At 56.0% G+C, this 13,289-nt stretch carries 13 protein-coding genes; 9 read left to right on the top strand and 4 right to left on the bottom strand.

The features are described 5' to 3' along the window. The first annotated feature begins 25 nt into the window (after positions 1-25). From ACA059_RS04350 to ACA059_RS04330, 5 genes are all read left to right on the top strand, one after another. A complete protein-coding gene (locus ACA059_RS04350) occupies positions 26-1,621 on the top strand; it encodes an ABC transporter substrate-binding protein (RefSeq protein WP_497632871.1) in 1,596 nt (531 codons plus the stop codon). 72 nt (positions 1,622-1,693) lie between these two features. After that, complete coding sequence (locus ACA059_RS04345; protein ID WP_282375033.1) at positions 1,694-2,704, top strand: ABC transporter permease subunit; 1,011 nt, start codon at positions 1,694-1,696, stop codon at positions 2,702-2,704. A 13-nt stretch (positions 2,705-2,717) separates the two neighbouring features. Beyond that, complete coding sequence (locus ACA059_RS04340) at positions 2,718-3,629, top strand: ABC transporter permease subunit (RefSeq protein WP_497632870.1); 912 nt, start codon at positions 2,718-2,720, stop codon at positions 3,627-3,629. 10 nt (positions 3,630-3,639) lie between these two features. Continuing rightward, a complete protein-coding gene (locus ACA059_RS04335) occupies positions 3,640-4,608 on the top strand; it encodes an ABC transporter ATP-binding protein (RefSeq protein WP_497632869.1) in 969 nt (322 codons plus the stop codon). Then, a complete protein-coding gene (locus tag ACA059_RS04330) occupies positions 4,608-5,588 on the top strand; it encodes a peptide ABC transporter ATP-binding protein (RefSeq protein WP_497632868.1) in 981 nt (326 codons plus the stop codon). The genes ACA059_RS04335 and ACA059_RS04330 overlap by 1 nt, the downstream gene beginning before the upstream one ends. 189 nt (positions 5,589-5,777) lie before the next feature. Here the strand turns inward: ACA059_RS04330 and ACA059_RS04325 are convergent, their stop codons facing one another. Further along, entirely contained in the window at positions 5,778-6,023 is a 246-nt protein-coding gene (locus ACA059_RS04325; protein WP_497632867.1) for a hypothetical protein, read from the bottom strand. A gap of 420 nt (positions 6,024-6,443) precedes the next feature. After that, positions 6,444-8,033, bottom strand: coding sequence for a peptide chain release factor 3 (locus tag ACA059_RS04320; protein WP_478380394.1), 1,590 nt, complete (start codon positions 8,031-8,033; stop codon positions 6,444-6,446). A gap of 447 nt (positions 8,034-8,480) precedes the next feature. Here ACA059_RS04320 and ACA059_RS04315 point away from each other — a divergent pair, with 447 nt between their 5' ends. From ACA059_RS04315 to ACA059_RS04300, 4 genes are all read left to right on the top strand, one after another. Then, complete coding sequence (locus tag ACA059_RS04315) at positions 8,481-9,038, top strand: hypothetical protein (protein ID WP_497632866.1); 558 nt, start codon at positions 8,481-8,483, stop codon at positions 9,036-9,038. A gap of 134 nt (positions 9,039-9,172) precedes the next feature. Then, positions 9,173-9,415, top strand: coding sequence for a hypothetical protein (locus ACA059_RS04310; protein WP_497632865.1), 243 nt, complete (start codon positions 9,173-9,175; stop codon positions 9,413-9,415). A gap of 93 nt (positions 9,416-9,508) precedes the next feature. Further along, positions 9,509-10,435 carry a restriction endonuclease gene (locus tag ACA059_RS04305; RefSeq protein ID WP_497632864.1) on the top strand — a complete coding sequence of 309 codons (927 nt, stop codon included), beginning with the start codon at positions 9,509-9,511 and terminating at the stop codon, positions 10,433-10,435. Between the two features lie 75 nt (positions 10,436-10,510). Beyond that, positions 10,511-10,942: a hypothetical protein gene (locus tag ACA059_RS04300; protein ID WP_497632863.1), complete on the top strand. Its 432-nt coding sequence runs from the start codon at positions 10,511-10,513 to the stop codon at positions 10,940-10,942. 47 nt (positions 10,943-10,989) lie between these two features. On the opposite strand, the gene ACA059_RS04295 is transcribed toward ACA059_RS04300, so the two are convergent. After that, positions 10,990-12,582 carry a relaxase/mobilization nuclease domain-containing protein gene (locus ACA059_RS04295; protein ID WP_497632862.1) on the bottom strand — a complete coding sequence of 531 codons (1,593 nt, stop codon included), beginning with the start codon at positions 12,580-12,582 and terminating at the stop codon, positions 10,990-10,992. Next, positions 12,579-12,923, bottom strand: a complete 345-nt coding sequence (locus ACA059_RS04290; protein ID WP_224788164.1) for a DUF936 domain-containing protein — start codon at positions 12,921-12,923, stop codon at positions 12,579-12,581. Before ACA059_RS04290 ends, ACA059_RS04295 begins: the two co-directional genes overlap by 4 nt. Positions 12,924-13,289 lie beyond the last annotated feature (366 nt).

Here is a 13,289-nt window from a genome sequence, read left to right as displayed (position 1 = left end):
CTAACCGATTGCAGAGGGTTCTTTGATGAAAATGCTTCCCCTACGTGCGGCCATCGCGGCCGCGTTACTGAGTGTCGCTGTTGGCGTCTCGGCCAAACCCCTGGTGGTCTGCACCGAAGCCAGCCCGGAAGGCTTCGACATGGTCCAGTACACGACTGCAGTCACCGCCGATGCGGTGGCCGAAACCATCTTCAATCGTCTGGCGGACTTCAAGCCCGGCACCACTGAAGTGATTCCGGCACTGGCCGATTCCTGGGACATCAGCGAGGACGGTCTGACCTACACGTTCCACCTGCGCAAAGGCGTCAAGTTCCACACCACCGAATACTTCAAGCCGACCCGCGACATGAACGCCGACGATGTGGTCTGGAGCTTCCAGCGTCAGCTGGACCCGAACCACCCGTGGCACAAACTGTCGAGCGTGGGCTTCCCGTACTTTGAAAGCATGGGCTTCAAGGAACTGCTCAAAAGTGTCGAGAAGATCGACGACAACACGGTCACCTTCACCCTGACCCGCCGCGAAGCGCCGTTCCTGGCCGACATCGCCATGGCCTTCTCCTCGATCTACTCCGCCGAGTACGCCGACCAGTTGCTCAAGGCCAACAAGACCGGCGACCTGAACAACAAGCCTGTCGGCACCGGCCCGTTTGTTTTCCAGCGTTACAACAAGGACGCTCAAGTCCGCTTCAAGGCCAACCCGGATTACTTCCGTGGCAAGCCACCGGCTGATTCGCTGATCCTGGCCATCGCCACCGACAACAACGTGCGCTTGCAAAAACTGAAAGCCAACGAGTGCCAGATTGCGCTGTATCCCAAGCCCGATGACATTCCGAGCATCAAGAAAGACGCCAAGCTGAGTGTCGATGAACTGAACGCGATGACCGTCTCGTACATCGCCATGAACACCTCGCACAAGTACATGAGTGATGTGCGCGTACGTAAAGCCATCGACATCGCCTTCGACAAGGCCGCGTACGTCAACGCGCTGTTCGGCAAAGGCAATGCGACCGTGGCGGTCAATCCGTACCCGGACACCTTGCTGGGCTACAACCACGCCCTGAAGAATCCGCCACGTGATCTGGACAAGGCTCGCGCCTTGCTCAAGGAAGCCGGCGTACCGGAAGGCACCACATTCACTCTGTTCACCCGTAACGGCGGCGGTCCAACCAACCCGAACCCGATGCTCGGCGCACAGATGATGCAGGCCGACCTGGCCAAGGTCGGGATCAAGATCGATATTCGCGTCATGGAATGGGGCGAAATGCTCAAGCGCGCGAAAAACGGCGAGCACGACATGGTGTCTGCCGGATGGGCGGGCGATAACGGCGACCCGGATAACTTCCTGACGCCTATGCTCAGTTGCGAGGCCGCCAAAAACGGCGAAAACTACGCACGTTGGTGCAATGAGAAGTTCCAGGCGCTAATCGATGAAGCACGGGCTAAAGTTGACCCGGCGGAACGCGCAGCGCTCTATGAGCAAGCCCAGGAGGTTTTCAATCAGGACCAGCCATGGATCAGCATGGCGCACACCCGTATGTTTACCGCAATGCGCAACAACGTAGAGGGCTATCACATTAGCCCCCTCACCACTAATAACTTCGCCACCACCCAGGTGAAGTAGATAAGAAACTACCGGCATTCCTGACCCAGGAATGCCGGGCACGCCTAACCGGCTGATGAGGTACACCACAAGATGTTTAGTTTTATTGCCCGCCGATTGGGGTTATTGATCCCCACGTTCTTCGGCATCACCTTGCTGACTTTCGCGTTGATTCGCATGATTCCAGGCGACCCCGTGGAAGTAATGATGGGCGAACGTCGCGTCGACCCCGAAATGCATGCTCAGGCAATGGAACGCCTAGGTTTGAACAAACCCCTGTATGCCCAATACCTGGATTACGTTGGCAAACTGGCCCACGGCGATCTCGGCGAATCCCTGCGTACCCGTGAAAGCGTCTGGACCGAATTCACTTCTCTATTCCCCGCGACCCTGGAACTGTCCATGGCCGCCCTGTTGTTCGCCGGCATCCTGGGCCTGTTGGCCGGGGTGATCGCGGCACTCAAGCGAGGATCCCTGTTCGACCATGGGGTGATGGGCATCTCCCTGGCGGGATACTCGATGCCGATCTTCTGGTGGGGCCTGATCCTGATCATGTTCTTCTCGGTGTCCCTGGGCTGGACCCCGGTGTCCGGGCGGATAGACCTGCTCTATGACATCGAGCCGCGTACCGGCTTCATGCTTATCGACACGCTGCTGGCCGATGACGTCGGTGCGTTCTTCGATGCGCTGCATCACCTGATCCTGCCGGCCATTGTGCTCGGCACCATTCCGCTGGCGGTGATCGCGCGGATGACCCGCTCTTCGATGCTCGAAGTGTTGCGTGAAGACTACATCCGTACCGCCCGCGCCAAAGGCCTGTCGCCATCGCGCGTGGTGTTCGTTCACGGCCTGCGTAACGCGCTGATTCCGGTACTGACCGTGGTCGGCCTGCAAGTCGGCACATTGCTGGCCGGTGCGGTCCTGACCGAAACCATCTTCTCCTGGCCCGGCATCGGCAAATGGCTGATCGAAGCCATTGGCGCACGGGACTATCCCGTGGTGCAAAACGGCATCCTGTTAATCGCCTGCCTGGTGATTCTGGTCAACTTCGTGGTGGACATCCTCTACGGCTTTGCCAACCCACGCATTCGTCACCAGCGCTGAGATCATTATGACCATGACCACTTCAATTCCAGCGGTAGCAGTCGATCAAAGCCTGCTGTATCCGTCCCCGTACAAAGAATTCTGGCATGCATTTTCCCGGAACAAAGGCGCCGTCGCCGGCCTGATGTTCATGCTGCTGGTGATTTTCTGCGCCCTGTTCGCCCCTTGGGTGGCACCGCATAACCCGAGCGAGCAGTACCGCGACTTCCTGCTGACCCCGCCGTCCTGGCTGGAAGGTGGGCAACTCCAGTTCCTGCTCGGCACCGATGAACTGGGTCGCGACCTGCTGTCGCGTCTGATCCACGGTTCGCGCCTGTCCCTGCTGATCGGCTTGTCGTCGGTGGTGATGTCGCTGATTCCGGGCATCCTGTTGGGTCTGTTCGCCGGGTTCTACCCGCGCCTGCTGGGCCCGACCATCATGCGTCTGATGGACATCATGCTGGCCCTGCCGTCCCTGCTGCTGGCGGTGGCGATTGTCGCCATCCTCGGCCCTGGCCTGATCAACACCATTATTGCCATCGCCGTGGTGTCCCTGCCGTCCTATGTTCGTCTGACCCGCGCTGCGGTGATGGGCGAGCTGAACCGCGACTACGTAACCGCTGCGCGCCTGGCCGGCGCCACACTGCCACGCCTGATGTTCATCACCGTGCTGCCTAACTGCATGGCGCCGCTGATCGTTCAGGCGACCTTGAGCTTCTCCTCGGCGATTCTCGATGCCGCCGCACTGGGCTTCCTCGGCCTTGGCGTTCAACCGCCAACTCCTGAGTGGGGCACCATGCTGGCTTCGGCTCGCGACTACATCGAACGCGCCTGGTGGGTCGTCAGTCTGCCTGGTTTGACCATTTTGCTCAGCGTGCTGGCAATCAACTTGATGGGCGACGGTCTGCGCGATGCGCTGGACCCGAAACTCAAGAACGCCGCCTGAGGAGATTCAAATGTCACTGTTAGAAATCAAGAATCTCAACGTTCGCTTCGGCGACAAGAACGCCGTTCCGGTGGTCGACGGTCTCGACATTACCGTGGACAAGGGCGAAGTACTGGCCATCGTTGGCGAATCGGGTTCCGGCAAGTCCGTGACCATGATGGCGCTGATGGGCCTGATCGAACATCCGGGGATCGTCACTGCCGACGCGCTGAATTTCGACGGCAAGGACATGCTCAAGCTCAGCAACCGTCAGCGCCGCAAAATCGTCGGCAAAGACCTGGCCATGGTCTTCCAGGACCCGATGACCGCGCTGAACCCGAGCTACACCGTCGGTTTCCAGATCGAAGAAGTGTTGCGCCTGCACCTGAAGATGTCCGGCAAGCAAGCCCGCGCACGCGCCATCGAACTGCTGGAAAAAGTTGAAATCCCGGGCGCCGCCAGCCGTATGGACGCCTACCCGCATCAACTGTCCGGTGGCATGAGCCAGCGTGTTGCGATCGCCATGGCGATTGCCGGCGAACCGAAACTGCTGATCGCCGACGAACCGACCACCGCACTGGACGTCACGATTCAGGCGCAAATCATGGACCTGCTGTTGGCGCTGCAGAAAGAGCAGAACATGGGCCTGGTGCTGATCACTCACGACCTCGCGGTCGTGGCCGAAACCGCACAGCGCGTGTGCGTGATGTACGCCGGCCAAGCGGTGGAAGTGGGTCAGGTGCCACAGTTGTTCGACATTCCGGCGCACCCATACAGCGAAGCGCTGCTCAAGGCGATTCCGGAACACAGCCTGGGCGCCACGCGCCTGGCCACGCTGCCGGGCATTGTTCCCGGTCGTTATGACCGTCCGCAGGGTTGCCTGCTGTCGCCACGTTGCCCGTATGTGCAAGACAACTGCCGCGTGCAGCGCCCGACCCTTGACCCGAAAAGCAACAGCCTCGCCCGCTGCTTCTACCCGCTGAACCAGGAGGTGGCGTAATGGCCGTCGTACTTACCGCCCGCGACCTGACCCGTCACTACGAAGTGTCCCGTGGCCTGTTCAAGGGCCATGCGACCGTACGCGCGCTGAACGGTGTGTCGTTCGAACTGGAAGCCGGCAAGACCCTCGCTGTCGTCGGCGAATCGGGCTGCGGCAAATCCACCCTGGCCCGTGCCCTGACGCTGATCGAGGAGCCGTCCTCCGGTTCCTTGAAAATCGCCGGGCAGGAAGTCACCGGGGCGAACAAAGCTGAACGCAAGCAACTGCGCAAAGACGTGCAGATGGTGTTCCAGAGCCCTTACGCGTCGTTGAACCCCCGGCAGAAAGTCGGTGATCAACTGGCCGAGCCGCTGCTGATCAACACCAAGCTGAGCGCGGCCGAACGTCGTGAAAAAGTTCAGGCGATGATGAAGCAGGTGGGCTTGCGTCCTGAGCATTACCAGCGTTATCCGCACATGTTCTCCGGCGGTCAGCGCCAGCGGATCGCCCTGGCTCGCGCGATGATGTTGCAGCCTAAAGTGCTGGTAGCGGATGAACCGACCTCGGCGCTGGACGTGTCCATCCAGGCGCAAGTGCTGAACCTGTTCATGGACTTGCAGCAAGAGTTCAACACCGCTTACGTGTTCATATCCCACAACCTGGCGGTGGTGCAACACGTCGCCGATGACGTGATGGTGATGTACCTCGGTCGCCCGGTGGAAATGGGTCCGAAAAACGACATCTACGAGCGTCCTCTGCACCCATACACCCAGGCGCTGCTGTCGGCCACCCCGACCATTCACCCGGACCCGAACAAGCCGAAAATCAAGATCGTCGGCGAATTGCCCAACCCGCTGAACCCGCCGTCCGGCTGCGCGTTCCACAAGCGCTGCCCGTACGCGACCGAGCGCTGCAGCACCGAAGAGCCGGCCCTGCGCCTGCTCGACAGCCGCCAGGTGGCTTGCCACTACGCCGAGCAATTCCTCGACGGCGCGGCATAAAAATGTGGGAGTGAGCTTGCTCGCGAAAGCGGTGTGTCAGTCGACGGTAATGTTGACTGGCATGACGCCTTCGCGAGCAAGTCGGATCGCCGCACCGTCGCTCCCACAGGGATATACGACCTTTTCACTAACCCCTTCTTATTCGGCTGTGCATCAGTCGGGCAGGAGGGGTTTTCTTTTGTCTGTCACTTAAGCCCCTTCATCCTCGTCGGTGTCCGGATCGTCAGTGGTCGAATCATCATCGTCCGCGCTGCCACCCTGCCCCTGATCGCCCGGCTCCGATTCGGATTTGGCGAGCATTAACTCACCATGCCCGACCTGTCCGCTCGAAGCCTGAGTATCGTGATCCTCGCACTCGGCCCAGACCGCCGAACTGCCAAGGGCCAGCATTACCAATACTTTCAACATCAATAAAACGCGTAGCAACCTGTTCATAGCCGATTCCATCCTTTCGCAGGTGAAACTTCAGTGCCTGACTGGCGCCAAGTGAAATTTAGTTCCGATCAGCCAGGTTCTCCAGATAGGACGCTAACGAATGGACGGAATGCCGTTTGTGGGGAGATTGGTTTTGAATAGGGGTTAGGACGAATGGTTATTTCTGAAATTTTCGGAGAGCTCAAAAGCCACCCCTCACCCCAGCCCTCTCCCCACGGGGGAGAGGGGGAAAGGGAGCCGATCTTCAGTGTTTTCGGAACTTGAGTTCGACTCGGACTTTCAGGTCGATATAGTTCTGAAGAACAACTCGGTCAGTCCCCTCTCCCCCCGGGAGAGGGCTAGGGTGAGGGCGACAATTCACCAGCCAATAAAAAACCCCGAGGCTCACACATCGGGGTTTCCGGTTTCTCAGCTCAACGCTTAATGGTGCTCACGCGTCGCGCGGAATTTCACGTCCGGCCAACGCTCTTCCATCAGTGCCAAGTTGACCCGCGTCGGGGCCAGGTAGGTCAGGTGACCGCCGCCGTCGATCGCGAGGTTTTCCACAGCCTTGACGCTGAACTCTTCAAGCTTTTTCTTATCGTCGCAATCGATCCAGCGCGCGGAATAAACGGTAATCGGCTCATAAGAGCACTCAACCTTGTATTCCTCTTTCAAACGGCTGGCGACCACATCGAACTGCAGCACACCGACGGCGCCGAGGATGATGTCGTTGCTGCGCGTAGGGAAGAACACCTGGGTCGCGCCCTCTTCCGCCAGTTGCTGCAGACCCTGACGCAGTTGCTTGGATTTCAGCGGATCGCGCAGGCGCACGCGACGGAACAGTTCCGGGGCGAAGTGCGGGATACCGGTGAAGCCCAGGACTTCGCCTTCGGTGAAGGTGTCGCCGATCTGGATGGTGCCGTGGTTGTGCAAACCGATGATGTCGCCGGCAAACGCTTCTTCCAGTTGCTCACGCTCGGAGGAGAAGAAGGTCAGCGCATCGCCGATCCGCACGTCCTTGCCGGTGCGCACGTGGCGCATCTTCATGCCTTTTTCGTACTTGCCGGAGCAGATACGCATGAAGGCGATACGGTCGCGGTGTTTCGGGTCCATGTTCGCCTGGATCTTGAACACGAAGCCGGCGAATTTCTCTTCAACCGGCTCCACGGTGCGCTCGTTGGCGACACGGGCCAGCGGTTTCGGCGCCCAGTTGACCACGGCGTCGAGCACGTGATCGACACCGAAGTTGCCCAGTGCAGTACCGAAGAACACCGGGGTCAGTTGGCCGTCGAGGAATTCCTGTTGATTGAATTCGTGACAGGCGCCCTGCACCAGTTCCAGCTGATCGACGAAGCGATCGTACTCGTCGCCCAGATGCGCGCGAGCTTCATCGGAGTCGAGTTTCTCGATGATTTTCACATCGGTGCGCTCGTGGCCGTGGCCAGCGGTGTACACGATGATGTAGTCGTCGGCGAGGTGATAAACGCCCTTGAAGTCGCGGTAGCAACCGATCGGCCAGGTGATCGGCGCTGCCTTGATCTTCAGGACCGCTTCGATTTCGTCGAGCAGTTCGATCGGGTCGCGGATGTCACGGTCGAGTTTGTTGATGAAGCTGACGATCGGCGTGTCACGCAGACGGCAGACGTCCATCAGCGCGATGGTCCGAGGCTCTACACCCTTACCGCCGTCGAGAACCATCAATGCCGAGTCCACCGCCGTCAGGGTGCGGTAGGTATCTTCGGAGAAGTCTTCGTGGCCCGGGGTGTCGAGCAGGTTGATCATGTGATCGCGATACGGGAACTGCATGACCGACGTGGTAATGGAAATACCCCGTTGTTTTTCCATTTCCATCCAGTCGGAGGTGGCATGGCGGTCGGATTTGCGAGATTTCACCGTGCCAGCAATCGCAATCGCCTTGCCCATCAGCAAGAGCTTCTCGGTGATGGTGGTTTTACCGGCATCGGGGTGGGAAATGATGGCAAACGTGCGTCTGGCGTTGACTTCATTGACAATTTTACTATCGGACATCGCTTAAAATCTCGATTGTGTACGCTGATATGTACACAGTTAAAAAAGTACCTTTGGCCGATTGCAAAGGCCAACACAGAGAACCGCGCATTGTAACAAATGGCGGCCAGGAGTGCCCGGTACGATGGCCTCCATACCGATGAGCGCAGAATCATTAGGCCTCCCCCCAAAGCAAGCCGTTCTCCAGAGGCCCTCCCCCAACTCCAACTCCATGGAATGCGACCTAAGCAGCCGGTGGACAGGTTGGTGGCAAATCGGTAGCTTCGGCATGCTGCGTTGAGTCTGTGTCGCAGATAAGATTCCCGTCACTCACGTCACTTCCCTCAGCGCTTAGGCGCGCTTACTGCGCCCCCAAGCCAGACAAGGGCTTGTCGAGCGACAAGGATCGTTATATGAGATGACTATCACCCAATAGTGGCTAGGTAGTAAACGGAGTACCAATAAAATATGGATATCCTTACTTTCATATCAGATATTGTAAAATCCTTAGCTTGGCCAATATCTATCGTCTTTTTGGCACTCATGCTTAGGAAGCCTGTCGTTGAACTCATTCCCTTTCTACGCAAGCTGAAGTACAAAGAGCTTGAGGTAGAGTTCTCTAAAGAAGTAGCCGAGTTAAAAGCTGACACTTCCGCATTGGAGCCACCCAAAGCACAAGAGAAAATCACACAAGAAATCACCGAATCTCGTTTATTAAGTCTTGTTCCAATCTCAACTCGCGCTGCAATTATGGAAGCATGGATTGAGGTTGAGTCAGCAGCAACTACAACAGCCAGCTCCTTCTGGAGTGAACCCCCAAGCGATAGCTTCAAATACTTCCCCAGACTTGGTGAGTATTTACTTCAATGCAAAGTAATTGACAAAAAACAGCTAGATACGTTTAACAAACTTAAGCATCTTCGCAACAAAGCCGCACACGCAGAAGAACTCAACCTAAGCGAAAGCGATGCTAAATCCTACATTGAACTGGCATCATCACTGGCAGCCCATATACGGTCAGCGTAGTTACAACCCAACAACTGGCAAAAATTATTAGCCAGTTCGCCGGACGTTTAGGGTTTGCAGGGCGACAGGGAACATTATACGACCGTAAGTTATGCCACCGGCATTAACAGCAGACCTCAACACAAGGAGCGAAAATGAAGGTTAAAGAACTCATTGCCAAACTTAGCAAGCAAGACCCTGAGCTTGAAGTGCTCTGCTACACGGAGGATGAAGGACTTCTGCCTACGCAGCATTTGTTTCGACTCATGGATATTGAAAGCATCAGTGTTCTTGAAGGGGAAAAGCGCCGTGGCGACGATGGCATTCCAACGCTGAAAATCGGCACCGAAGGTTATACTCAGAAGCATGTAATAATTAATCTTCTTACCGATTTCTGATGGATACGAAGGCGTCAACCTCGCCAGCTTAAAAATAAAAATCGCACCTTTGCCCTCAGCTTCATCGATATATCTTTAATCGGGACTCAAAAATTGACACCTATTTCTCCAAGCAAAGTCCGCTTTATCAAACTCGGTGAAGGCGGTGAGTGGGAGCAATCTTGCATTCAACAAGACGCAATTCGGCTCGGCTATCATAGCCCCCATCACGAAGATTCCTTGGCCGGAAAATGGGACAACGTTAGGCGATATTGGCTAAATCGTCGTAAAGGCAAAGAGGGCTCTGCAACACGAGACATCAACCAAATACGAGATTTTTATGAGCTTGAAGAAAGTGACGTCTGGATTACTTTTTACAAGAAAAAATTATATTGGTGTCATGCCGCCAGCGAAGTCATAGAACTTGAAGACAAGAGCCGCATTAGGAATGTCATCGGAAGCTGGTCGTCAACGGATATTAATGGCAATCCTCTAAGGGTTGAAAACATAGACGGTCGCGTAACAAAAGTTCAGGGTTTTCGTGGAACAATCTGTTCCATCGAACAACAGGACTACCTTGTAAAGAAAATAAATGGACATGCCATTGAAGAGGTTGAAAGCGCAAGATCCTCCCTTAACAGATTAAAAGCCGACACCGAAGAACTGATCAAAGGTTTGTGGTGGCACGATTTCGAGTTATTGATCGACCTGATTTTTTCAAAGTCAGGATGGCAAAGATTTTCTGTTTTGGGAAAAACTGAAAAAGACATTGATCTTGACGTTTACGCCCCTGCAACACAAAAAAGAGCGTTCGTACAAATTAAATCGGCTACCACCAGAGCCGAATTTGAACACTACGTTGGCACCTTCAATGAATATGATCAGTTTGACGAAATGTACTTCGTCTACCATACATGCCGCGAAAACCTATCTGATGTGGAAGTACGCCACCCAAACATTCATCTTTGGGATCTAAAGCGTATTTCAGGCCTTGTCGTGAACGCTGGCTTGGTTGAATGGCTGATCAACAAAAGAACCTGACAATTTTATGGACAAATTAAAGCAGAGACGCTTGTCTCTCCTGAAGTCACATTTTAGGTAATACCGGAGAAAGTCGTGAGTGCAAAGGAAGTACTGGAGAAGTACGAAGAAGCTATAAAAAATGCGCCTAGAATCACACCACTGTCCTCCATTGGCTGGGCTGGTCAGATCCCCAAAGAAGCAGGTGTCTATGTGATCTGGGAGTCTGAGACTCCGGTATATGTTGGCGAAACATCAAGCTTGCGCCTTCGCATGGCCGATCTTGCCAGACCAATAAATCACTCGTTCACCAGAAAAATAGCGCTGTCGTCCGGTATTGATGAGACAGCCTATGCTGATTTAGCAAAAACAATATCGAAACGCTACTGCCTATCACACATCAAAGTTGAATTAGGTCGCGCAGAAATTGAGGAGTATCTCATTCTGCGCTGGCGCAACAGCCTAATAAACAAACCCACTAAACGCCTGCTTCACAGTACGCAATACCAATGGGTAGTGCATGCCTAACACCAAGCTAAAACCGTTCACCTCGCCCGCTTAAAAAGGATCGGAAGTCATCTCTCCCGATCATTTTCCTTGTTTTCACGTTGAGACGGCGAGATAGACGGTTGGGCTTGCCCTAATCCCTCGCCTCCTCTCTGCTCGTTATTGCCTTTACGAGACGCCGCTGCTGCTCGTTCAAACGCAGCCATAAGATCGGGGGTTTCTCTGGGCGGCTGACGCTTTGCCCTCTCAAAAGCTGCCAGCACATCGGGGGCAGCCCTCTCTGGCGGCGAATGCTCGTAATCAACGATCTCGACCAGTGACGGCATAACACCATCCTCGCCGCGAGCCCTGACACATTGATCTCGTTTGTTATCCCGCATGAATGCGGCCAGCTCTCGTCTATCCACTTTTTCAAGGGATGCTGCCTTACGATCAATGCCGAGTGCCTGAAGCTTGAGGCGAAAATCCAGAATCTTGGCATCCTGTGTTTGACGTGCTTTTAGCTGAGCCTGCTGTTCGAGATGAGCGCGAACGCGTTTGGCATCCTGATAGTGGTGCAATTTCTGGCGTAAGAAATTGACACCGCTGACCCGGCCCAAAAACTCAGACAAGCCCGTGGGACGGTTTTGATACCGCTCCCGGCGAACGGCTTTCATCATGGCAAGGTGGCCTGTACGCACATTGTCCCGCTCTGCCCGGTGCTTTTCCTGCTGCGCAAGACGCAGGCAATGCTGTCGGTGCTGGAGTGCTTCTCGCTCCTGCTCTATCGCGCTACGCCGCTCCATCTGGCCGTGCTTCAGCTCGGCGAGCCGGTCGGCGTAGTTATCTTCCTTAACGGCTCGCTCGATCAGCTTGCGGTGCGCCGCAACAAGCTTCTCAGCCTCCTGGACGGTCGGCAGTGACTCACACGGGAACTCTTTCTCAAGAAACTCACGGATGTCCTTTGTACGGATGGACTTATCATCGATGAGCTTTGGCAGCGCGTTCACGTTGCCGTAAAGATCGACCAGAACATAGGGACGGTTTCCGGTGGCCAGCATGTAGCCCCGCTCGGCGAGCGCATGCACGAACGAGCGGGCGTCGTCACTCTGTTGCCAGGCCTCCGTAACCTGCTGCTTATGGTCTTCTTTGGAGAGCCCGGTCTGCCGTAGCTGCGCCTGCTCGTAGAGGGAGATCTGCCCGACCTTTCTGGACTTTTCATACCCTTCGGGAAGCGTCAGACCGTGATCACGGGCGAAGCCCCGCGTCACCCGCATCAGCTTGTCCCGGTCAAAAGCCAGATGGACAGCTTTCTGATTATCAGCATCAATCCGTGACCAGACCACATGACAATGCTCACGACCATCCTTGATATGGAACACCACGGCGCGGGGTTGATCGCCTAACCCCAGGACGTCCTCGGTGCGCCGGATATAGTCCAGGTACTGATCGCGCGTCAGCGGTCCCTGCTCGGGATCAGGGTTAATCGACAGGCTGTAGAGATACTTCTCGCACCGGGTCAACGTATCGGCCTGTACCTGCCACTCTTTGAATGCACCGTGCAGATCCCCGGCAATGGCTCCTCGCAGATCAGCCACCTCGGCCAGCTCGTTATCGTAGGCATTCAGAAGGTGAGTGGCGAGGTCTTGGCCGCTTCCCCGCTGCGACGCGAAAGGGATCATGGGTCCCTCCCCAAGGCCAGCATCAGGTAGCTCCTGATTTCAGCGAGCTCATCTCGGCATTCCTGGAGAATTAGGCTGGGACCGCTATCGGTGGACGAGCGGCCAGCTTGCTCCAGCCGGTCGTTAATGCGGGCTGCTTGCGACAGCAGCATGGCAATCATCTTCTGATCCAGCGGCGAAACGCGTTTAGACCGGGGAGCGGTCCTGCCGAAAATGGCGTCGGTGATGTAGCCGTTAATGGACTGACCTGAGTTCTGCACCCGCGCGTGAAACTCATCGCGCAACCTTTCGGGTGGGCGGTAAGAGATCGGCGCATCGCGTTTTTTCTTTGATCTGGTCATGCCGCCAACATAGCTGCTCCTAACAAGCCGTCGCCTCCTGGTTTCCTCTCGTCTTTAGCACCGCGCAGTGGTCGATGGAATTCCAAAGGGAGAGCTGACATCTCTCTTTGGTCGGCACCGGGCCGAAACCCGGTCGTGGGTCCAGGGATGCGAAAGTCCCTGGTCGTGGGTTGCAAGGGGCGATGAAGTAGCCCTTTGCTCGATGGGTTCAGGGAGAGCCGAAGTCTCCCTGATCGTGTGCAACGGCGAAACGTTGCGTCTAATCCCTTAGCAAAAATGTTCCCTAGAACATTTGCGCTTAGGGATTCCAAGGGGGGATCGCGGGGGACTGGAAGTCCCCTCGCAAGGTGGGCGTGGTACTACCAC

It is taken from the genome of Pseudomonas sp. LBUM1647, from assembly GCF_059716175.1.
The sequence above is the reverse complement of the archived record's forward strand: the minus strand, read 5'-3'. Positions and strand labels throughout refer to the sequence as shown.

Excerpts from the sequence above, each read along its gene's own strand:
- ACA059_RS04350 (WP_497632871.1), top strand. The coding sequence starts at position 26 with ATGAAAATGCTTCCCCTACGTGCGGCCATCGCGGCCGCGTTACTGAGT.
- ACA059_RS04345 (WP_282375033.1), top strand. The coding sequence starts at position 1,694 with ATGTTTAGTTTTATTGCCCGCCGATTGGGGTTATTGATCCCCACGTTC.
- ACA059_RS04340 (WP_497632870.1), top strand. The coding sequence starts at position 2,718 with ATGACCACTTCAATTCCAGCGGTAGCAGTCGATCAAAGCCTGCTGTAT.
- ACA059_RS04335 (WP_497632869.1), top strand. The coding sequence starts at position 3,640 with ATGTCACTGTTAGAAATCAAGAATCTCAACGTTCGCTTCGGCGACAAG.
- ACA059_RS04330 (WP_497632868.1), top strand. The coding sequence starts at position 4,608 with ATGGCCGTCGTACTTACCGCCCGCGACCTGACCCGTCACTACGAAGTG.
- ACA059_RS04325 (WP_497632867.1), bottom strand. The coding sequence starts at position 6,023 with ATGAACAGGTTGCTACGCGTTTTATTGATGTTGAAAGTATTGGTAATG.
- ACA059_RS04320 (WP_478380394.1), bottom strand. The coding sequence starts at position 8,033 with ATGTCCGATAGTAAAATTGTCAATGAAGTCAACGCCAGACGCACGTTT.
- ACA059_RS04315 (WP_497632866.1), top strand. The coding sequence starts at position 8,481 with ATGGATATCCTTACTTTCATATCAGATATTGTAAAATCCTTAGCTTGG.
- ACA059_RS04310 (WP_497632865.1), top strand. The coding sequence starts at position 9,173 with ATGAAGGTTAAAGAACTCATTGCCAAACTTAGCAAGCAAGACCCTGAG.
- ACA059_RS04295 (WP_497632862.1), bottom strand. The coding sequence starts at position 12,582 with ATGATCCCTTTCGCGTCGCAGCGGGGAAGCGGCCAAGACCTCGCCACT.
- ACA059_RS04290 (WP_224788164.1), bottom strand. The coding sequence starts at position 12,923 with ATGACCAGATCAAAGAAAAAACGCGATGCGCCGATCTCTTACCGCCCA.